This is a genomic window from Thermanaerosceptrum fracticalcis (assembly GCF_000746025.2).
GTDB lineage: Bacteria > Bacillota > Peptococcia > DRI-13 > DRI-13 > Thermanaerosceptrum > Thermanaerosceptrum fracticalcis.
The window spans coordinates 2,872,035-2,892,500 of the sequence record NZ_CP045798.1 but is presented as its reverse complement, the minus strand read 5'-3'; the positions used below and the strand labels follow the sequence as shown (position 1 = coordinate 2,892,500).

Annotated in this window: 20 protein-coding genes and 1 rRNA gene (1 of these 21 cut by a window edge); all 21 read right to left on the bottom strand. The window is 46.2% G+C overall.

Annotated features, from left to right (window positions below; all coding sequences use genetic code 11):
- Positions 1 to 1,385 (bottom strand): 16S ribosomal RNA (locus BR63_RS14655) (it extends 233 nt beyond the left edge of the window).
- Between the two features lie 707 nt (positions 1,386 to 2,092).
- Complete coding sequence (lysS, locus tag BR63_RS14650; protein WP_051966203.1) at positions 2,093 to 3,538, bottom strand: lysine--tRNA ligase; 1,446 nt, start codon at positions 3,536 to 3,538, stop codon at positions 2,093 to 2,095.
- 57 nt (positions 3,539 to 3,595) lie between these two features.
- The gene (gene greA / locus BR63_RS14645) at positions 3,596 to 4,072 is read right to left on the bottom strand and encodes a transcription elongation factor GreA (protein WP_034425236.1); all 477 of its coding nucleotides are present in this window, start codon (positions 4,070 to 4,072) and stop codon (positions 3,596 to 3,598) included.
- 398 nt (positions 4,073 to 4,470) lie between these two features.
- Positions 4,471 to 5,556: a shikimate dehydrogenase gene (locus tag BR63_RS14640; protein WP_034425238.1), complete on the bottom strand. Its 1,086-nt coding sequence runs from the start codon at positions 5,554 to 5,556 to the stop codon at positions 4,471 to 4,473.
- Positions 5,557 to 5,583: 27 nt separating this feature from the next.
- Positions 5,584 to 6,501 (bottom strand): hypothetical protein, encoded by a 918-nt coding sequence (locus tag BR63_RS14635; RefSeq protein ID WP_034425240.1) that lies wholly within the window; start codon positions 6,499 to 6,501, stop codon positions 5,584 to 5,586.
- 13 nt (positions 6,502 to 6,514) lie between these two features.
- On the bottom strand, positions 6,515 to 7,033 hold the full coding sequence (locus BR63_RS14630) for a hypothetical protein (RefSeq protein ID WP_034425242.1): 519 nt from the start codon (positions 7,031 to 7,033) through the stop codon (positions 6,515 to 6,517).
- Positions 7,034 to 7,153: 120 nt separating this feature from the next.
- Entirely contained in the window at positions 7,154 to 8,131 is a 978-nt protein-coding gene (gene dusB / locus BR63_RS14625) for a tRNA dihydrouridine synthase DusB (RefSeq protein ID WP_034425244.1), read from the bottom strand.
- A gap of 141 nt (positions 8,132 to 8,272) precedes the next feature.
- A complete protein-coding gene (locus tag BR63_RS14620; RefSeq protein WP_034425246.1) occupies positions 8,273 to 9,040 on the bottom strand; it encodes a type III pantothenate kinase in 768 nt (255 codons plus the stop codon).
- A gap of 27 nt (positions 9,041 to 9,067) precedes the next feature.
- Entirely contained in the window at positions 9,068 to 9,586 is a 519-nt protein-coding gene (locus BR63_RS14615; RefSeq protein WP_034425248.1) for an ECF transporter S component, read from the bottom strand.
- A gap of 98 nt (positions 9,587 to 9,684) precedes the next feature.
- Complete coding sequence (locus BR63_RS14610; protein WP_034425250.1) at positions 9,685 to 10,260, bottom strand: biotin transporter BioY; 576 nt, start codon at positions 10,258 to 10,260, stop codon at positions 9,685 to 9,687.
- Positions 10,261 to 10,378: 118 nt separating this feature from the next.
- Positions 10,379 to 10,759 (bottom strand): aspartate 1-decarboxylase, encoded by a 381-nt coding sequence (gene panD / locus BR63_RS14605; RefSeq protein ID WP_034425252.1) that lies wholly within the window; start codon positions 10,757 to 10,759, stop codon positions 10,379 to 10,381.
- The gene (gene panC / locus BR63_RS14600; protein WP_034425254.1) at positions 10,740 to 11,612 is read right to left on the bottom strand and encodes a pantoate--beta-alanine ligase; all 873 of its coding nucleotides are present in this window, start codon (positions 11,610 to 11,612) and stop codon (positions 10,740 to 10,742) included. Before panC ends, panD begins: the two co-directional genes overlap by 20 nt.
- An 11-nt stretch (positions 11,613 to 11,623) precedes the next feature.
- Positions 11,624 to 12,454 carry a 3-methyl-2-oxobutanoate hydroxymethyltransferase gene (gene panB / locus BR63_RS14595; protein ID WP_034425255.1) on the bottom strand — a complete coding sequence of 277 codons (831 nt, stop codon included), beginning with the start codon at positions 12,452 to 12,454 and terminating at the stop codon, positions 11,624 to 11,626.
- Positions 12,447 to 13,319 (bottom strand): Rossmann-like and DUF2520 domain-containing protein, encoded by an 873-nt coding sequence (locus BR63_RS14590; RefSeq protein WP_051966197.1) that lies wholly within the window; start codon positions 13,317 to 13,319, stop codon positions 12,447 to 12,449. Before BR63_RS14590 ends, panB begins: the two co-directional genes overlap by 8 nt.
- 256 nt (positions 13,320 to 13,575) lie before the next feature.
- Positions 13,576 to 14,073 carry a 2-amino-4-hydroxy-6-hydroxymethyldihydropteridine diphosphokinase gene (gene folK / locus BR63_RS14585; RefSeq protein WP_051966199.1) on the bottom strand — a complete coding sequence of 166 codons (498 nt, stop codon included), beginning with the start codon at positions 14,071 to 14,073 and terminating at the stop codon, positions 13,576 to 13,578.
- Entirely contained in the window at positions 14,066 to 14,455 is a 390-nt protein-coding gene (gene folB, locus BR63_RS14580; RefSeq protein ID WP_051966200.1) for a dihydroneopterin aldolase, read from the bottom strand. Before folB ends, folK begins: the two co-directional genes overlap by 8 nt.
- A complete protein-coding gene (folP, locus tag BR63_RS14575) occupies positions 14,424 to 15,629 on the bottom strand; it encodes a dihydropteroate synthase (protein ID WP_034425257.1) in 1,206 nt (401 codons plus the stop codon). Before folP ends, folB begins: the two co-directional genes overlap by 32 nt.
- A gap of 103 nt (positions 15,630 to 15,732) precedes the next feature.
- The gene (locus tag BR63_RS14570) at positions 15,733 to 17,403 is read right to left on the bottom strand and encodes a formate--tetrahydrofolate ligase (protein ID WP_034425259.1); all 1,671 of its coding nucleotides are present in this window, start codon (positions 17,401 to 17,403) and stop codon (positions 15,733 to 15,735) included.
- Between the two features lie 11 nt (positions 17,404 to 17,414).
- Positions 17,415 to 17,813, bottom strand: coding sequence for a thioesterase family protein (locus BR63_RS14565; protein WP_034425261.1), 399 nt, complete (start codon positions 17,811 to 17,813; stop codon positions 17,415 to 17,417).
- Positions 17,814 to 18,050: 237 nt separating this feature from the next.
- Positions 18,051 to 18,500, bottom strand: coding sequence for a nucleoside-diphosphate kinase (ndk, locus tag BR63_RS14560; protein WP_034425263.1), 450 nt, complete (start codon positions 18,498 to 18,500; stop codon positions 18,051 to 18,053).
- Between the two features lie 18 nt (positions 18,501 to 18,518).
- Entirely contained in the window at positions 18,519 to 20,366 is a 1,848-nt protein-coding gene (gene ftsH / locus BR63_RS14555) for an ATP-dependent zinc metalloprotease FtsH (RefSeq protein WP_034425265.1), read from the bottom strand.
- Positions 20,367 to 20,466: the final 100 nt, after the last annotated feature.

The following is a 20,466-nucleotide window of genomic DNA, read 5'->3' as shown; positions in this document are numbered from 1 at the left end:
GTACAAGGCCCGGGAACGTATTCACCGCGGCGTGCTGATCCGCGATTACTAGCGATTCCGACTTCATGCAGGCGAGTTGCAGCCTGCAATCCGAACTGAGACCTGCTTTTTGGGATTGGCTCCGCCTCACGGCTTCGCTACCCTTTGTACAGGCCATTGTAGCACGTGTGTAGCCCAGGTCATAAAGGGCATGATGATTTGACGTCATCCCCACCTTCCTCCGGTTTGTCACCGGCAGTCTCTCTAGAGTGCCCACCTTTAAGTGCTGGCAACTAAAGATAAGGGTTGCGCTCGTTGCGGGACTTAACCCAACATCTCACGACACGAGCTGACGACAACCATGCACCACCTGTCTCCCTGTCTGTCCGAAGACAGAACATCTAATCTCTTAGACTATCAGGGGATGTCAAGACCTGGTAAGGTTCTTCGCGTTGCGTCGAATTAAACCACATGCTCCACCGCTTGTGCGGGCCCCCGTCAATTCCTTTGAGTTTCAACCTTGCGGCCGTACTCCCCAGGCGGGGTACTTATTGTGTTAACTCCGGCACAGAAGGGGTCGATACCTCCTACACCTAGTACCCATCGTTTACGGCGTGGACTACCAGGGTATCTAATCCTGTTTGCTCCCCACGCTTTCGCGCCTCAGCGTCAGTTACAGTCCAGGCAGCCGCCTTCGCCACTGGTGTTCCTCCTAATATCTACGCATTTCACCGCTACACTAGGAATTCCACTGCCCTCTCCTGCACTCAAGTTATCCAGTATCAGATGCACCCTCCAGGTTAAGCCCGGATATTTCACATCTGACTTAATTAACCGCCTACGCGCCCTTTACGCCCAGTGATTCCGGACAACGCTTGCCACCTACGTATTACCGCGGCTGCTGGCACGTAGTTAGCCGTGGCTTCCTCCTATGGTACCGTCACTTTCTTCTTCCCATAAGACAGGGCTTTACAACCCGAAGGCCTTCTTCACCCACGCGGCGTTGCTCCGTCAGGCTTTCGCCCATTGCGGAAGATTCCCCACTGCTGCCTCCCGTAGGAGTCTGGGCCGTGTCTCAGTCCCAGTGTGGCCGTCCACCCTCTCAGGCCGGCTACTGATCGTCGCCTTGGTGAGCCTTTACCTCACCAACTAGCTAATCAGCCGCGGACTCATCTGTGACCGGATTTCTCCTTTCTTCATCTAAGCATGCGCTCCAACGAAGCTGTCCGGTATTAGCACCATTTTCACGGTGTTATCCCAGGGTCACAGGCAGATTATCCACGTGTTACTCACCCGTCCGCCACTATCCGGCTCTCAACTAAAAGTTGAGTGCCGGACCGTTCGACTTGCATGTGTTAGGCACGCCGCCAGCGTTCGTCCTGAGCCAGGATCAAACTCTCCAATAAAAGTTATTAGTTACCGGTTACTAGTCATTAGTAACCAGGCACTTACTCTTTGGCGTTTGATTAGCTCTTGAATCACTAATTACTTCATTTGAATTGAACAAGACGCTCGCTCTCAACTGTTCAGTTTTCAAGGACCTCCGCGGACAACGTCCGCGAGTTGTTTTGGTTATTAGTTACTAGTTATTAGTTATTAGTTATTAGTTATTAGTTCCTAGTGTTTAGCTGACCTCTCTGGTCATCTCTTTTCACCAGTGACTAGTAACTGTGAACTAGCAACTTATTTTCCGCTCTTGCGAGCGGAATCTCATTCTATCATGTCCAGTCGACTTTTGTCAACCGTCCACTTTTTGGTAACCCCAGTTGTCAGTTGTTGGTTGTTAGATTCAGCTGGTTTTTGTGGTCTCCCACTACCAACTAAATCCTGGTCGCTTTAACAAGTTTTTCACGTTGTCACAGCGACTTTTATATAGTATCACAGGCTTAAACCCATTGTCAATGTTATGTTTTGGTAAATTCACTTGGTTTTATAAAGACTTTTAAATGCACCTGCCTCGTTGCAGGAAAATATAATAACATGCCTAGGAACCATATGTCAACCAGGAATTAATTGGCTATACCAAACGCATATTTAATTATAATATGTATCAATTGCTCTAAAGTATACATTTCTCGGTAAGCAAAAAGCAGGCTTGGCGCCTGCTTTTAAACTAAATATCATCCCGGGGACGTAAAGTCGGAAAAAGAATAACATCTCTTATAGATGGTGAATCCGTAAGCAGCATAATCAAACGGTCAACACCGATACCCAAACCACCTGTAGGTGGCATACCTACTTCAAGAGCTCTCACAAAATCTTCGTCCATCATTTGGGCCTCTTCATCACCTTTAGCCCGCTGCTCCATCTGTTTCATAAACCGTTCCCGCTGGTCAATAGGGTCGTTAAGTTCCGAGAAGGCATTGCCAAATTCCCGGCCGGTAATGAATAACTCAAAACGGTAAGTAAAATCGGGATCGTCCTTTTTACGTTTGGCTAAAGGTGAAATCTCAATGGGATAATCTAGAATAAAGGTAGGTTGAACAAGATGTTGCTCCACTTTTTCTTCGAAAATTTCATTGAGGATAGAACCCTTAGTGACATCCTGAGAAACATGAATACCCAATTGTTGGGCCGCTTTACGGGCTTCTTCATCGTTACCAATAAGGGTAAAATCTACACCAGCATATTTTTTCACCGCATCAACCATAGTAATACGCGGCCAAGGCGGAGTAAGATCTATTTCTGTTCCCTGGTAAGAGACTTTCGTTGTTCCCAGAACCTCCTGGGCAATGTAGGCAATCATATTTTCTGTCAAATTCATCATGTCATGATAATCGGCATAGGCCTGGTAGAGTTCCATCATCGTAAATTCAGGATTGTGCCTGGTGGAAATACCCTCATTACGGAAGACCCGGCCAATCTCATAGACTTTTTCCATGCCACCCACAATAAGTCTTTTAAGATGGAGTTCTAGAGCGATCCTCATATATAAGTCTATATCTAGAGTATTGTGGTGAGTGATGAAAGGGCGGGCACTGGCACCACCGGAAATAGCATGCATGGTGGGTGTCTCCACTTCCAGGAAACCTTGTCCATCCAGATAGCGGCGCATAGCCGCAATAATTTTACTGCGCAGAATAAAAACTTGTTTAACTTCAGGATTCACGATTAAATCTAAATACCGCTGCCGGTATCTTAATTCCACATCTTTAAGTCCGTGCCACTTCTCGGGTAACGGTCTTAAGGATTTAGTCAACAAAGTAAGGGATTTGGCATGAACCGTAATTTCACCCTTCTGGGTCTTAAAGACATGACCAGTCACTCCGATAATATCACCGATATCCAGCCGGGTAAAAAGTTCGTAGGTTTCTGCTCCCACATCATTAAGACGAGCATAGATCTGGATCCGACCGGAAAAGTCTTGAATATGGGCAAAAGATGCCTTGCCCATATCCCGTTTAGACAAGATCCGGCCTGCAATGGTCACATCTTTGCCTTCTAAATCAGCGAAATTATTTAAGATATCCACCGCCTGATGAGTTCTCGGGAACCTCTCACCAAAGGGGTTGATGCCTTTACTTTCTAGTTCATGAAGTTTTTCTAAACGCACCTGCATTAATTCATTTAATTCTTGTTGTACTTCTGACACGCCTTATCTTCCCTTCTAGATACTCTAGCCGACATTTAAAATTTTATATTTCAACTTGCCGGCCGGGACACTTACTTCCACTATTTCTCCCTCTTTTTTGCCTAAAATAGCTTTGCCCACAGGAGATTCATTGGATATTTTATTATTCATGGGATCAGCTTCTGCAGAACCCACGATAGTATATTCTAATTCATCACCATATTCCAGGTCTTTAAGAAGTACTTTGGCCCCAATAAAGACAACATTAGACTCGTTTTCTGTCTGTTCTATAACCTTGGCATTACGCAGCATCTTCTCCAGGGTCAAAATTCTCCCCTCAATAAAGGCCTGTTCGTTCTTGGCGTCTTCGTATTCAGAGTTTTCACTAATATCGCCAAATTCAATGGCCTGTTTGATTCTTTCTGCCACTTCCCTGCGTCTAACCGTCTTAAGGTTTTCCAACTCCTGTTCCAGTTTCTTCAATCCATCCAGAGTCAGAATCACTTCTTTTTCAGTCGTCATTGTCCTTCGCTCCCTTATTTGTCTTAAGATCCTTCTTTAATCTTTTTATATGTAGAAAAAACCCAAGAAGTTAACCCTACAGGAAACGCGATAACTCAAAAAGCTGACATTATTGGGACACTACTGGCCCAAGAGAATTGATTGGGGACATTCCCATACCTTTCCCCTTACGCTTTCCGCTTTCCTATTTCCGACTTCAGAATTGCGCGGAAAGCCACTAGTAACTAGTAACTAGTAACTAGTAACTAGTAACTAAACAGGTGTGTCCCCTTTCAATTATATCAACAAGCACTGCCGGAAAAATCGCAGTGCTTGTGCAAGACATGTTTCTATTAAACTCTATGGGCTATTATATAGATGGTAGGAATATTTGTCAAGGCTTTACAGTTAAACCAAACCTATACTGTTAATTTTAATTGAGCTCGACGGGCATTATCCTGGATGCTAGATATCTCTTCCATGGTTAAAGCTCTTTCAAAACTCCTGAATCCCGAAAGTTTAAAACCATGTTTACCGGCAAGTCTGCCCATTTCCTCAACCTGCTCTATAGTCATTTCCCTTCCCAAGGAAAAACATACGAATTTTTTTTCTAAAGTAAGAATCATTGTTTCTGCCATACAGGCATAGGCTTTGCCCCGGGGAAAGCCAAAGTTAAAATGAAAATCGGGGTCACCGGGAACATCAACCACGCCCCCTTCGATAACGAGAACATCGTTTCTTTCTAAGGCTACACGGTAGGAAACATCTCTGGGTCTCGCTACATCGCATACAATGGAGCCTGGTTTTAGATCTTCCGGATGTACTACTGCATCAAGAGATGAGGTAACGGCGATGATAATATCCGCTTTGCGTATGGCTTCCCGTATATTCGAAGTAATTTTCACAGCCACACCATATTCATATAACAGTTTATTAGCTAAACCCTCCAGCTTGCTTTGCTGACGTGCCACCAATGTTAAGTAACGGTTTTCCCTAGCAATGAACTGAGCGCAGACACTGCCAATAGAACCTGTTGCTCCTAAAATAACAATATTGGCTTTAGACCACTCCATATTCATGAGTTGAGCGGCTTTTCTTGTTCCTTCTAAAGCGGTATAAACCGTGTAACTGTTCCCCGTAGTTACAGGTACTCCTACATTTTTTGCTACCGTTATCCCTGCATCACCCACCACGGAAGTTAACGCCCCTAATCCTACAATGCGGGCGCCGTTTTTTTCCGCCAGCTTTACACTGTGAATAATTTTTTGTAAGGTTACTTCCCCAGGTAGGCCCAGCAGCTGACCCGAGGTAAGAGGACAGGCGATAAATTCACCTGCGATTTCATTACCGGATGCCTTTACCCCGGTAATGTCCGATACTTTAAAAGGCGGCAAAAGCCTTAGGGCTCGCTCTACTACAAATTGGGGAAGACGTTTGGCAACTGGGAATTTCCTTGTAACATCTTCTATAGTGATAGGATGTATGACAAAGGCGAATTTATCCATGTAAATTATTCCTCCATATACCTATGCTTAGGCGGTCAAAACTTTTGGCAAGTATATTATGCGGGGCAGGAATCCCACCTGATCGAGTATTGTATGATAATCCTCCTCCGTTATCTCCTTCACGGGCTTATCTAAAAGCGTCACCAGAACAGCTTCCATGACGTTTGTGCCAAAAGAACGTCCCTGGAATTCCGGCGTAGTTGTAATAAGTATTTGGGCCCCACGTTTTCCTAATGTCTCTATATCTTCCTTGATTACCGTATTGGTAATAATGATTTTATTGCGCAAGTCTTCGGGCATATAGCGCTTGATATAATGAAAATCACCCGCAATTATCTCGTTCTCCTCATAATATTTACAAAACCTGGTAGTTATGACATCCTGTTTATCCCCGGTAGGATACAAATACTTAAAAGGCAGCCTGCTCACAAGGGGCCCAAGGACTCTGGCCACCCCTGCCAGGGTTCGCAATGATCTAATAGGTACGGGCACATTAAGACCAAAGATTAAATCACCAAAAGTAACATTGGCCCCACTCTCTTCCAACGCCTCAGCCATGCCGAAACGATCAACGCCACAAACCAAAAGCGTGTTCTTATCCCTGAAATCAATAATGCCTTTTTCTTGCAGATATTTAATACTTCGTCGTTCCAGGGTATTTTTCAAACCGCTGCCATCCACGATGGGTGTAATCCTGGCAGCTTCGGCAATACGCCGGGCATCATTCAATATGTAACGTTTTTTACCGGCCACAATATATAAATCTATCCCGCCCATACCGAAAGCATCTACTTTACCATCAAGGGACCGGACAATTTCTATCGCTTTCTCCAAATCCCCGTTGGTACCAATTCGTTCAATTCTAAACCTGGTGCCTAATATTTCACTTTCTACAGCATGATCTCGCCGGCTTGAGCCAAGACTAACACTGACTACCCTTTTCATGCAACACCCTCCCTTAACAAAGGTCTAAAAGTTTCTCCAATCTATTTACCTCCACATAAATATCTTCCGAAAGCGGCGATTCACCCAATTCAAAGGTCAGCACTTCTTTATCAAGCAAAGCAGATAACATTCTTACCCGCTGCCGTGACCCTAGAATAATGACCTTATCAAAAGATCTTATTTTTTGTAACAAGGCCATGATCTCGTTAAACAGTTCTAAACCAGTCTTTTCTTTGACAAAACGCCATCTTTCTTCTTCGGAAAGCAAGATGCTGAAATCCACACCCTTTTTATTCAATACTGCTTTTATTTCCTCTCTGTTTTTTATGGGAAAACCAATAACGGCAATGCTTCCGCCCTTTCTCACTTCTCCTATGCCTTCCAGGCGGGATATAAAACTTCTCTCTAATCCCATCTCCTTAGCTACTTCCTGCTGGGTAAGCCCTCGAATACGGTAGTTCAGTATCTGATCTATCACTTCAACAATTTTGGCCTTATCGATAACCTTATCGCCAACTCTAATTAATTCCATTAAACCCACCACCTGCTATATTGTGCACAAATTGGTGTACACCTATTCCTATAATACATACTTTTTTGGATAAATTAAACCATTTTTGTTAAGATTTTAAATGAAAAAAGCAGGGAACCATCACTGGCTTCCTGCTGTAACTTTTTCCAAGTATTCCTCTAATAAACCAACCACCTGGCTTCTTTTGGTGGCTTTAAAGATAGCGTCTTTCAAAGGGGCTGTATGGCTTAAACCCTTTAAATACCAGGCCAGGTGTTTACGAATCTCCCGGACCCCAATATCTTCCCCTTTAAAGGAAATAGTTAAATCCAAATGCTCGATAGCTCCCCTGATTTTTTCTCTAATTGTAGGAGGGGCTAAAACCTTTTCTCCCTTAAGATATTGTAAAGTACGTGAAATCAGCCAGGGGTTACCCATGATTCCCCGGCCTATCATAACGGCATCACAGCCCGTCTTTTCTAACATGTTTTTGGCATCCTCGGGAGACCAGACATCACCATTACCAATAACAGGAATGGAAAGATTAGCTTTCACCTCTTTAATGATATCCCAGTCAGCCTTACCGGAATAGTATTGATCCCTGGTTCGCCCATGCACCGCCACAGCACTGGCTCCCGCTTCCTCCATTTTTTTGGCAAACTCGGAAGCAACGATATGGTTCCTGTCCCAGCCAATTCTCATTTTAACCGTAATCGGTACATCAACAGCAGAAACCATGGCTTGTACAATAGCTTGAGCTAACTGGGGGTTCTCCAGCAGAGCTGAACCTTCTCCATTTTTTACGACTTTGGGCACAGGACATCCCATGTTCACATCGATGATTTTAGCCCCTTCCTGCACTGCAATTCGGGCAGCTTCAGCCATAATATGGGGTTCAGAGCCGAACAACTGAACGGAGATGGGCTGTTCCTCACCTTCAATATCTAACAGGGCTTTTGTTTTGATATTCTTATAGGTCAGGGCTTTGGCGCTGACCATTTCCGTATAGACTAGGCCACAGCCATGTTTTCTAGCGATCATGCGAAAGGCTTTATCTGTAACACCAGCCATGGGAGCCAGTACAACCTGGTTGGGTATGGTCACATCGCCTATTTTCAAAGATAAATCACCTCAAACTTATTATGCGAACGAACGATATCCGCTATCCGACGTCCAACCTCAGACTAAAACCACTAGTAACTAATAACTAGTAACTAGTAACTAAACTGCTACCAACTAACAACTAAAGAAAAACCAGCCCTACGGCCGGTTACGATGGTAGATAATTCTTAATCCCTCTAATGTGAGAAAAGGATCTACTTTATTGATGGTTTCAGAATCTTTGGCAATGAGGTCAGCGATACCCCCTGTGGCGACCACATAAGCATCACTGTTTATTTCTTCCTTAATGCGGCGGACAATACCATCAACCTGCCCAATGTAACCATAGATTAAACCTGATTGCATACTCGTTATGGTATTACGGCCAATTACCTTTTTAGGCTTCACCAATTCGATGCGAGGGAGTTTCGCCGCCCGCTGGAAAAGGGCTTCTGTGGCGATTCCTATGCCTGCCGTAATGGCGCCGCCTATGTACTCACCTTTGGCGCTGATCACACAAAAAGTTGTGGCAGTACCAAAATCTACAATAATCAGAGGTCCCCCATAAATTTCATATCCTGCTACAGCGTTAACTACTCTATCGGCCCCTATTTCCCGGGGATTTTCATAAAGAATAGGCATTCCCGTCTTTACCCCCGGTCCTACAATAAGAGGGTCAACATTGAAATACTGGCGGGCCATTTGTTCCAGAGTGGGCATCACCGGCGGTACCACAGAAGATATAATAATAGCTTCTACTTTGCGATAATCTAAATTACTGTGATTGAAAAGACTGCAAATCATGATGCCATATTCATCAACAGTCTGGTTGCGGTTGGTGGATAAACGCCAGTGCCTGATCAACTGTTCCTGCTCATAAACCCCCAGTACAATATTTGTGTTACCAACATCAAATACTAATAACATTATGGAGCACCATCCTTTTATCTCCTGTTAAACCTGCTCTAAATAGCGCTGCAGGGCTTTTACCAAAGCTACGACAATCGCCACCGCGACAATAACTTCGAAAATACTGTGAGTAGCAATGATCATCCAGACCACAGCCCATTTAATATATCCTTGTAAAACACCCAAACCTAAAAAACCAATGGTATTCGTCATAGTCCCGGCAACAGCGGCCACTCCCGCCCCAATAACGGGTCGTTTACGGAAAAGGGTGTATACATAATATGAAACAATACCAATTAAAATGCGAGGTGTAATAGCTACAACAGGATCTGCGGCCAGGGGACTGCTGGCAGAAAGAAAACTGTACAAACCAAAAATTAATCCCACTAAGGCCCCGACAACAGGTCCTTCCATAATTCCCGCCAGGATAGCGGGTATATGAAGAATAGTTGCTTTACCAATGGGTGTAGGCACCGGTATAAAGCCAATCCCTGTGGCTCCTAATACAATAGCAATAGCACCAAGCATACCGGTAATGACAATTCTCCGGGTTGATAAGGCCATTATTAATACCTCCTACGCGTAAAGCGATTTTATTCTAACAAAGATGTTGGAAAAATGCAAATTAAAAGCGTTAGGAGTGTTTCCTAACGCTTTTGGGGTTATTCAAATCTTGGGGTACTCTGGTTCGCCAGGCGTGTACGGATACCTCTGGCCGCTACTGCGGCCAGCAAACCTTTGATCAGGTCTAATCCGATGAAGGGCAGTAAGCCAACCTGTACTGCTTTCCAGAGTGTAAAGGGTTTACCAAGATAAAATTTGATAATCCCATAAAGGTAGGGAATTCCCACCAGATACATGACAGCTATCCCTACCACCATTGCCCCCAGGTATCTTACCATACTGCCTTGAGCTGCCCCTTCTAAGAGGAGGCCAATCACGTAGGCCGCTACAACAAAGCCTATAAGGAAACCAAAAGTAGGCTGGAAGATGTAAGTAAGTCCGCCGTAGGGCGGCTTAGCAAACACAGGAACCCCCATTAAGCCAATAAGTACATACACTAAGACACTGAGAGCACCTAAACGTGGCCCCAGAACGGCTCCTGCCAGCATTGTCATCAAGGGCAGGATACTGAAAGGCACCACCACTTCTCCGCCAAACTTAAGGATAAGGGAGGCTACACAAATAAGAGAAGAAAATAAAGCAACTTGAGTCATTTCCCGAATACTTAGTTTCACGATACTACGCCCTCCTTGTTAACCTGATTTCATAAATTAGTTAACATTCTTCTCTTATTATAGGTGGGGGGTAGGGATTATGTCAACCTATCGCCTATTAAGTTGCGATTGTTTACATTTAAGTTACAGTAAAAGCCGTTTCTTCACCCGCCCTTATCACTTTATTGTTTTCATCGACAAAAATCGTAAGGGGTTTATGTTTTAAGACCTGTTCCTCGGGGACAGCGGCGTAGCTGATAATAATCACGATATCCCCCGGCTGTACCAAACGGGCTGCCGCACCATTAAGGCAGATAACCCCCGAATGAGGAGGCCCGGGTATCACATAGGTTTCCAAACGTGCCCCGTTGTTATTGTTTACCACCTGAACTTTTTCATGAGGCAAGATATTGGCGGCTTGCAGCAAAGCCTCATCGATGGTAATGCTCCCCATATAGTTCAAGTTGGCTTCCGTGACTTTCGCCCGATGTATTTTAGATTTAAACATGATCCGGTACAAAGGATTCCCCTCCTATCACCATGTTGTCTATTAAACGGGTCCTGCCAATTTTTACGGCCAGGGCCACAACAACTCTGTTTCTTATTTCCTTCACGGGAACAAGAGACTCGGCATCGCAAATGGCAACATAATCTATCTGGGCATTGGGTTCCTGGTTAATCCTGGCAGACATGGCTTCAATGAGTTCACTTGTTGCAGTTACCCCTTTTTCATAGAGTTCCTGACACAGTTTTAAAGCCTCGGAAAGACACAGGGCCTCTTTTCTTTCCTCCGGGCTTAAATAAGTATTACGTGAACTCATGGCCAAACCGTCCTCTTCTCTCTTGATGGAAACAGTTTTTATAGTTACGGGAATATTGAGGTCCTTCACCATACGTTTAATCACCTGAACCTGCTGGTAATCTTTCTGCCCGAAATAGGCCCGGTCAGGCTGGACGATGTTAAAGAGCTTGGTGACCACCGTGGCCACACCGGCAAAATGCCCAGGTCGTGAGGCTCCACATAAGCCTTTGGTAATTTCCTTGACATCAACCACAGTAAGGGGGGGATAGTCGGGATACATTTCCTCCACCCCAGGGGCAAAAACAACATCAACACCCGCCTCTTCCGCAAGCCTACAGTCACGGGCCAAATCTCTGGGATAGGCAGCATAGTCTTCCTGGGGTCCGAACTGTGTCGGATTCACAAAAATGCTCATCACCACCCCCTGGTTCTCCTGGCGGGCAGCAGCAACCAGGCTGAGATGGCCATCATGAAGGTACCCCATCGTTGGTACAAAGCCTATTTCCTGTCCACTGTCTCTTCTTTCCTTTACCCAGTTCCTCATCTCCTGAATCTTAGTGAATACCAGCATCAAATCCCCCCTTAATACAATTTTGGTAAGAATGCACTGTTCATACCAAAACAGTGTTCCTCTGCCGGGAATTTACCGCTTTGCACTTCATCTTTATACGCTTTTAGCGCCTGTAAAATATGGGTGTATAAGTCAGCATACCTTTTTACAAAACGTGGTTTCATATTTTGCGTAATCCCTAAAAGGTCATGCCAGACCAGAACTTGACCGTCACATTGGGGCCCGGCACCAATACCAATAGTGGGAATGGTTAAGGAACGAGAAATGACCTGGGCCAGGGGAGCGGGAATACATTCTAAGACCAGGGCAAATACGCCCGCCTCTTCTAAAAGCTTAGCATCCAAAAGCAGCCTTTCCGCCTGTTCTTTTTCTTTCCCCTGGACTTTATAACCCCCCATCTGGTGAACGGATTGGGGTGTCAACCCCAGATGCCCCAAAACTGGAATGCCGGCAGAAATAATGGCCTTAATCACATCCAGCTTCTCCTGACCTCCCTCCAGTTTAACGGCCTGGGCTCCCGCTTCCTGGAGAAAACGGCCGGCATTGGTAACAGCATCTTCCCGGGAACGGTGATAGGAAAGAAAGGGCATGTCGCCTACCACAAAAGTATTTGCCGCCCCACGTACGACGGCCTTGGTATGATAAATCATTTCATCCATAGTTACCGGCAGCGTAGTTTCATGGCCCAAAACAGCCATAGCCAGGGAATCTCCCACAAGGATCATATCAATTCCCGCTTCTTCAGCTAACCTGGCACTGGGGTAATCATAAGCGGTAACCATAGTAATTTTTTCCTCTCTAGCCTTTTTTTCCTTAAGGGTGGTAACTGTTTCTCTAGCCATGGGTCATTCCTCCTGTACATGATTTTATTAAATCCCGATACTGTTCCGGGGACAACTTACCGGAGGCAAAAGCCATCTCCCCTATTACTGTAGCCAGGGTACAATAACTTGGTAAAGCAGAGGGTAATTCCCGGGCAAGACAGGTGATATGTCCCTTTATCACCTCCATATCCCCGCGGGATATGGGCCCGGTTAAAGCCGACTCAGGCGGTAAATGGCCGAGATTATGGAAAGTGCCTCTCATGAGGGGTAAAATAGCTTCTCTCGCTTCCCCTTCACTGAATCCTGCCGCCCGGAAACACTCCATGCTGAGTTTAAACAGGGCCACCAGGTAATTAGAGGCGATACACGCACCCGCATGATAAATCATTTTGCTCGCCGGAGATGACAGGATTTTCAGTTTGCCGCCCCACCCTTTTACCACGGTCGTCACCCATTCCTCCAGGCAAGAATCCCCTTCATAAGTGAAATAAGACCCTGGTAAATTATTGATAGCGCACTGGTGACTTGCAAAACTCTGCAAGGGATGTAAAGACCCTACAGCTATTCGCCTCTTTTTAAGGGGGGAAAGAACATCGGAGGGAAGAGCGCCGCTCATATGCAAGACAGCTTTGAGGTTAATTTCGCTATAATTCGCTAACTGCTGAACTATCGTACTGATGACACCGTCAGGTGTGGTAATAAAAAGAACTTCTGCTTTCTGCACCACGTGAGAAAGCTCACCTACCGTATAATTGCCTTCTCCCGAGACCTTTCCCTGTGAAGTACCCTTTGTGGCGGCATAAACAGTGAAGCCACATTTTTGAAAGGATAGGGCTAAAGCTGTGCCCACCCTTCCAAGACCAACGATCCCAATATTTCTCATTAAATCCCCCTTTCTCCCCCAAACCGTATGGGGTTTCGTTAACCGTTAACCGTGAACAGTTAGTTTTTAAATTAAAAAAACCTTCCGGACACAAAAGTCCAGAAGGTTATGCTTACAAAATGAGCTAAGCTGCTTTTCCTTCCGTCTCGGTCCACAGTGGCTCCAAGCGGTTTGTAAGTTAATCAGTATTTTGTTAAAGTTTGAAACAGCCTTTGTTACTACAGCTCCCGAAGGATGCCGTTTAACGCCGCTATGTTCAAACCTCTTTCTTCAGCTCCATTGTAACATCGCTACTCTCAATTAGCAAGACAACTTTTTGCGGAGGAATCACAACCCCCAGCTGGTGAAACACATCGGGAGCAATTTCCCGTAAGGGCACCAAGACAAAGGCCCTCTCTTTCAGGCGGGGATGAGGGATTTGCAAGTCTTCCTCATGAACCAGCCGCTCACCAAAGAATAAAATGTCTATATCAAGAGTACGGGGACCCCAGGGGATTTCCCGCACCCGACCAGACTCAACCTCTATGGCCTGACATATTTCCAGCACCTTACGGGGTTCAAGATCAGTCTCCATTTTTATAACCATATTATAAAAATCCGGCTGGTCAAGATACCCTACAGGCTCGGTCAGATAAATCCCGGAGGGTTTGATCATTTTAAGTCCCGCTTCTGTCAGCCTCTCGATAGCCCAGAGAAGATTCCTTACCGGATCACCTACATTGCTGCCTAAGGCCAGGAACAGTATTTCAGCCATAGTTCTTGCTCCTGACTATTTCTATTCCTGCATAACCCATAGGTCCTCCTAAAGGTGCACCAGGTTTTTTCACACGAACCTGCACTTTTTGTATCGAATCTATCTCCAGCAGTGCTCCTGCTATTTGGGAGGCCAGTTTCTCCAAGAGATTTACACTGGGCCCTTCTATGACGGTCTTAACCAGTTGATAGACTATACTGTAATCCAGGGCATCTTCCAGGTTATCTGTCTTCGACGCTTGCGTAAAATCCCCCCACATCTCCAGGTCCACTTCAAACCATTGCCCCAGCTTTTTCTCTTCAGGCCAGACGCCATGATAACCGTAAAACCTCAATCCATAAAGGAGTACTTTATCTAATGGTTCCATCACTTTCACCTGCACTTGACATAGCCTCCAGCATTCTTACCAGGCGTACTGTTTCTTTCACATCATGAACCCTTACCGCCTGGACTCCTTTCATGACACCCCAGGCCACCGCCGCCAGAGATCCTTCTAACCTATCATTTACAGGGGTGTCCAAAACAGCGCCAATAAAAGACTTCCGGGAGGCACCTAATAAAAGGGGCTTGCCCAGGGATTGGAAACTCAATAGGTGACGCATCACCACCAGGCTTTGCTGCGCATTTTTACCAAAACCTATCCCGGGATCCACCATGATTTTTTCGGGAGGCAAGCCAGCCTGTTCGTAGAGTTGAATACTTTCTTTTAAATCCTCAATAATATCTGGCACCAGAGACCTGTAGTTTGGTTCCGCCGGGTTATGCATGACTATGACGGGAGCATTTTTCTCTGCTACTACCTGAGCCATGTGGGGGTCCTTTTTTCCCCCGCCTACGTCGTTAATGATATGCACTCCTAAGAACAGGGCGTGCCGGGCTACTTCAGATTTATATGTGTCCAGGGAGATAGGGACCGGCAGCTCTTTTAACAATACTTCTAATACAGGCAGGACACGGTTTAGTTCTTCCTCCAGGGATACAGGCCGGGAACCGGGACGGGTGGATTCACCACCTACATCGATAATATCGGCTCCCTCTTCCACCATCTTTATGGCCTGTTTGCGGGCCAAATCTAAAGTATTGTACTTCGCCCCGTCAGAAAAAGAATCCGGTGTAACATTTAAAATGCCCATTACCAGGGTTCTCTCACCTAAAGTTAAGCTACGGTCGGCCCAGTTCCATTCCACCCGTGTTTTTTTACCAAGCTGTGCCGTTAAAGCCTTAATCTTCTTTCCCAGTTCTTTTAAGCCCCAGGGTTGATACACAAGCTTTTCCGTCAATCCCTTATACTGTTTTAAGGTACCCAGGAGTAACACATCTGAAGTGGGCTGACTGTTGTTAATCACACCTCTCCCCACCACAGCATCACCACCTAAAGAGAGCATGTGCTGTTTGAGGGCGTTGGCTCCCGGGCTTTTTACATCTTTAACTATCAGGGGGTAGATCTGGGCTTTATTTAACATAAGCTGCACACCTACGGGATCGCAGCCAATCTCGTAGAATACCTTTTCCGCATCTTCTTTTCCCTGTAAATCCAACAAGTACGGTCCCTGCATACTTTACCCCCTTTTAATACTGCTTTTCCCTTGATAATACAGGGCACTGCCTGACCCTTCCCTAGGACGTATAGCCAAACAGACTTGAATACCTTCTCTAAATCTAAAATAATCCCGTAATTCTACCCTCGGCATCTATATCAATCTCATTGGCCGCAGGCTTTTTCGGTAACCCGGGCATGGTCATGATATTGCCCGTCAATACCACCAGGAAGCCCGCCCCCGCCGACAGTCTCACTTCTTTGACATTGATGGTGAAACCTACGGGCCTGCCTAATTTGGTGGCATCATCAGATAAGGAGTACTGGGTTTTGGCCATACAGACGGGTAGGTGCCCATAGCCTAGGTCCTCGTAGCGCTGGATGGCTTTTAAGGCCTCGGCACTGTAGGAGACTCCCGATGCTCCATATATCTCCCGGGCAATTATCTCCACCTTTTCTTGCACAGGAAGCTTCCAGTCATATAAAGGTTGATACTTACTTTCCTTGTTTTCCAGGACATCCAGGACCTTTTGGGCCAGTTCCTCCCCGCCTTTACCTCCTTCAGCAAAGACCCGGGATAAGGCTGCATCTACCCCCAGCTCCCGGCAGCGATTGAGCACCAGGTTAATTTCTTCTTCGGTATCAGTGGGGAAGTGGTTGAGGGCTACCACTACAGGCACTCCATATTTCTGTACATTCTCGATGTGTTTTTCCAGGTTGGCCATACCTCTGGCCAGGGCCTCGAGATTGGGTTTGCCCAGTTCAGCTTTAGATACGCCCCCGTGCATCTTGAGGGCCCGAATAGTGGCCACAACCACGGTGGCAGCAGGCTTAAATCCCGCATAGGGACAGACCAGGTCAAAGAACTTCTCTGCTCCCAGATCAGCGCCGAAACCGGCTTCCGTCACTAAAATTTCTCCCAGCTTTAAGGCCATCTTGCTGGCCATAATAGTATTGGCGCCATGGGCAATGTTGGCAAAGGGCCCGCCATGGACGAAGGCGGGTGTATTTTCCAGGGTTTGCACCAGATTAGGCTTAATGGCGTCTTTTAAGAGGAGCGCCATGGAGCCTTCAGCTTTCAGGTCACGGGCCGTCACGGGTTTTCCGTCATAAGTATAGGCCACCACAATCCTGGCCAGGCGTCCTTTCAAATCCATCAAATCCTCGGCCAAACAAAGGCTGGCCATGACCTCCGAGGCTACGGTAATATCAAAACCGCTTTCCCGCGGTACTCCGTCTACTTTGCCGCCTAAACCAATGACAATATTTCTTAAGGCCCTTTCATTTAAGTCCATGACCCGGCGCAGGACTACCTGGCGGGGATCAATATTTAACTCATTTCCCTGGTGCAGGTGATTATCCAAGAGTGCCGCCAGCAAATTATGGGCGGTAGTGATGGCGTGAATATCACCGGTAAAATGGAGATTGATGTCCTCCATAGGCACTACCTGGCTGTAGCCACCCCCTGCGGCTCCTCCTTTCACGCCAAAACTCGGGCCCAGGGAGGGCTCGCGCAAGGCAATAATCGCTTTTTTACCCAAACGATTGAGTGCCTGTCCCAAACCTACTGTGGTAGTGGTTTTACCCTCGCCGGCTGGTGTAGGATTTATGGCTGTCACCAGGACCAGCTTGCCATTGGGTCTGTCTTTAATTTTTGGCCAGAGGGCCAAGGACAATTTGGCCTTGTATTTGCCGTAAAGTTCGATATCATCTTCTGTGATGCCCAATCCTCGGGCAATTTCCATGATGGGCAGCATTTTAGCCTCTTGGGCAATTTGGATATCGGTTTTCAGAATTACTCCTCCTATCCTAATTTCTTTTCTTCATTTTTTGCTAAAAACTTAGGGAGGTTGATAATATAGCGCTCATGGCTGCCTTCCCCAACCTTTTCACGTTCATCAAAGGCCTCCACCCGGAAAACCAGGCGCCGCCCGTCGATCTCTTGCAGTTCGGCTTTGGCGGTAACCGTCATGCCAACGGGCGTGGCCGCCATATGTTTGACATCAAGGTGTGTTCCTACGGTAGCCCATCCTTCCGGTAGTAAAGGGTCCACACAGCGCAGAGCAGCATTCTCCATTAAACCAATCATGGCTGGAGTTGCATAAACCGCTACACCACCACTGCCATACTTTATGGCAGTATTTTCTTCCGATACCAGTTCTTTTGCTTCGCCTACTAATCCAGGCTTGAGATTAAATTCCAAAGGTATTACCCCCTTTTATGTGATATGATTCGAGTTACCCTTATAAAAATTGCCCTGCTGTCCTAAAGCAAATGCGCTATTTGAAATAGGGAAATATTTAAAGTTATTCGCTATAGTAATTTATATTTCCTCCTTGCAGGTAAATATATGTATGTTTTGCCAATTAAAAAACTTATTATATACTAATAACTAACAACCATGAATAATAAAACCCAGGGCCTAGGGCCCTGGGTTTTATTATTCATATATCCACTTATCCATATCCCTTTGGTAATCCACTAATTCCTCTTCTTTAAAATAAATCGCGATTTCCCTCTGGGCGCTTACGGGTGAATCGGAGCCGTGGACCACATTTCTTCCCATATCAATCCCGTAATCTCCGCGGATGGAGCCGGGAATAGCTTCCGTGGGGTTAGTGATACCCATTAAGGTCCTAACGCCTTTCACCGCATTTTTCCCTTCCCAGACCATAGCTACTACAGGCCCCGAGGTAATGAAAGAAATTAATCCGGGATAAAAGGGCTTACCTGCATGTTCCGCATAATGCAAAGCCGCCGTCTCGGGGGTCAAGGTGAGCATTTTGAGGCCAATGAGTTTATAGCCCTTTTTCTCTAACCGCCCAATGATCTCGGCGATTAAGCCCCTCTGTACACCATCGGGCTTAACCATGACAAAGGTCCTTTCCATGAGCTTCCTCCTAAAAGATTAAGATGGCTTATTGTCCCCGTTTTTGGTGGAATGAATACCTGACTGCTTGATTAAGGCAGCAAATTCGTCGGCCTCAATGGTCTCTTTTTCCATGAGGGTCTGGGCAATCAGGTGCAGGACATCAATATGGTCTTTGAGCATTCTTTCTGCCTCTTTATAACACTCATCGACAATACGACGTACTTCCTTGTCAATAGAGTACGCTACCGCTTCCGAATAGTTTCTGTCCCGGGCAATATCCCGTCCTAAAAAGACCTGTTCCTGTTTTCTGCCAAAGGTGAGAGGCCCTAATTCATCGGACATACCATATTCGGTAATCATTTTACGCACTAAGTCGGTAGCCCTTTCCAAGTCGTTTTGGGCACCTGTACTGATTTCATTGAGAACCAGTTTTTCCGCCATACGACCGCCCAGGAGCATGGTCACCTGGTTCAAAAGTTGGGATTTAGTCATATAATGACGGTCCTCTTTGGGTAAGAGCAGGGTGTAACCTCCCGCCCGGCCGCGGGGTATAATGGACACCTTATGCAGGGGGTCAGTATGGGGCAAGAGTTCAGCCACCAGAGCATGACCTGCCTCGTGGTAAGAAACCAGCTTCTTCTCAAATTCACTAATGGTACGGGCTTTCTTTTCAGGGCCTGCTATCACACGTTCAATGGAGTCCTCAAGCTCTTCCATGCCGATACGCCTTTTGTTACGCCTGGCCGCGAGAAGCGCAGCTTCATTAAAAAGATTAGCCAGATCCGCACCGGTAAAACCGGGAGTCCTGCGGGCTAAGACGTCAAGGGTAACATCCTCAGCCAATGGCTTGCCACGGGCATGAACACCCAGAATCTCCTTGCGTCCCTTCACATCGGGAATATCCACGACGATCTGGCGGTCAAAGCGCCCGGGACGTAACAGGGCAGGGTCCAGGATATCAGGACGGTTGGTCGCAGCAATAATAATGATCCCCTCATTGACATTAAAACCATCCATCTCCACCAGGAGCTGGTTTAAGGTTTGTTCCCTTTCATCGTGACCCCCGCCTAATCCTGCACCGCGCTGGCGGCCGACAGCGTCAATTTCGTCGATGAAAACAATACAGGGAGCATTCTTTTTTGCCTGGTCAAATAAATCTCTAACCCGGGAAGCACCTACACCCACAAACATCTCTACAAAGTCGGAACCGCTGATGGTGAAGAAGGGTACCCCGGCCTCACCGGCCACGGCCCTGGCTAATAGTGTTTTACCAGTACCGGGAGGGCCAAACAACAACACACCCTTAGGAATTTTTGCCCCCAGTTCAGTAAATTTCTTGGGGTGTTTAAGAAATTCTACCACTTCCTCCAGTTCTTCCTTGACCTCGTCTGCCCCGGCCACATCGGCAAAGGTCACACGTTTCTTATCATCGGTATGCAACCTGGCCCTGCTTTTCCCAAACTGCATGACCCTGCTTCCGCCGCCCTGGGTTTGCTGCATCATGAAAAACATAACGCCTACCAGGAGAAGGATGGGGAGCAAAGTGCTCAGGAGGTTGGTCCACCAGGGAGGTTTCGGTGCGGGCTCATGGGTAAAAAGAATATCTTTGGCCTTGATGAGTTCTATCAACTTCTCATCGTCAGGCGGGCCATTAAGTTCAAAGTTTTTACCGTTCTTTAACGTACCTGTAATTTTACGTGTATCAAATTCCTGTACAATTTTTACAGTTTGAACCTGACCTTTTTCCAGGGCCTTGTAAAACGCCACGTAATCATTGTTAAAAGGATCTTCCACCTTAGGGGGAGTGCCTAGCTGGTGAAAAATGGAAGCTGCTATCATTACGATCAGTAGATAAATAGCTAAATTTTTTAGTACACGATTCACGAGTTTCCTCCTCTCGGTGCCCCAACTATTTACATAATAAAGGAAACAATATGCCTAGAATACCAATATACTTTACCATATTCTGAGTTTTTTTTCAAAC

Excerpts from the sequence above, each read along its gene's own strand:
- lysS (WP_051966203.1), bottom strand. The coding sequence starts at position 3,538 with ATGCAGGTGCGTTTAGAAAAACTTCATGAACTAGAAAGTAAAGGCATC.
- greA (WP_034425236.1), bottom strand. The coding sequence starts at position 4,072 with ATGACGACTGAAAAAGAAGTGATTCTGACTCTGGATGGATTGAAGAAA.
- BR63_RS14640 (WP_034425238.1), bottom strand. The coding sequence starts at position 5,556 with ATGGATAAATTCGCCTTTGTCATACATCCTATCACTATAGAAGATGTT.
- BR63_RS14635 (WP_034425240.1), bottom strand. The coding sequence starts at position 6,501 with ATGAAAAGGGTAGTCAGTGTTAGTCTTGGCTCAAGCCGGCGAGATCAT.
- BR63_RS14630 (WP_034425242.1), bottom strand. The coding sequence starts at position 7,033 with ATGGAATTAATTAGAGTTGGCGATAAGGTTATCGATAAGGCCAAAATT.
- BR63_RS14620 (WP_034425246.1), bottom strand. The coding sequence starts at position 9,040 with ATGTTATTAGTATTTGATGTTGGTAACACAAATATTGTACTGGGGGTT.
- BR63_RS14615 (WP_034425248.1), bottom strand. The coding sequence starts at position 9,586 with ATGGCCTTATCAACCCGGAGAATTGTCATTACCGGTATGCTTGGTGCT.
- panC (WP_034425254.1), bottom strand. The coding sequence starts at position 11,612 with ATGCTGGTATTCACTAAGATTCAGGAGATGAGGAACTGGGTAAAGGAA.
- panB (WP_034425255.1), bottom strand. The coding sequence starts at position 12,454 with ATGGCTAGAGAAACAGTTACCACCCTTAAGGAAAAAAAGGCTAGAGAG.
- BR63_RS14590 (WP_051966197.1), bottom strand. The coding sequence starts at position 13,319 with ATGAGAAATATTGGGATCGTTGGTCTTGGAAGGGTGGGCACAGCTTTA.
- folK (WP_051966199.1), bottom strand. The coding sequence starts at position 14,073 with ATGGCTGAAATACTGTTCCTGGCCTTAGGCAGCAATGTAGGTGATCCG.
- folP (WP_034425257.1), bottom strand. The coding sequence starts at position 15,629 with ATGCAGGGACCGTACTTGTTGGATTTACAGGGAAAAGAAGATGCGGAA.
- ndk (WP_034425263.1), bottom strand. The coding sequence starts at position 18,500 with ATGGAAAGGACCTTTGTCATGGTTAAGCCCGATGGTGTACAGAGGGGC.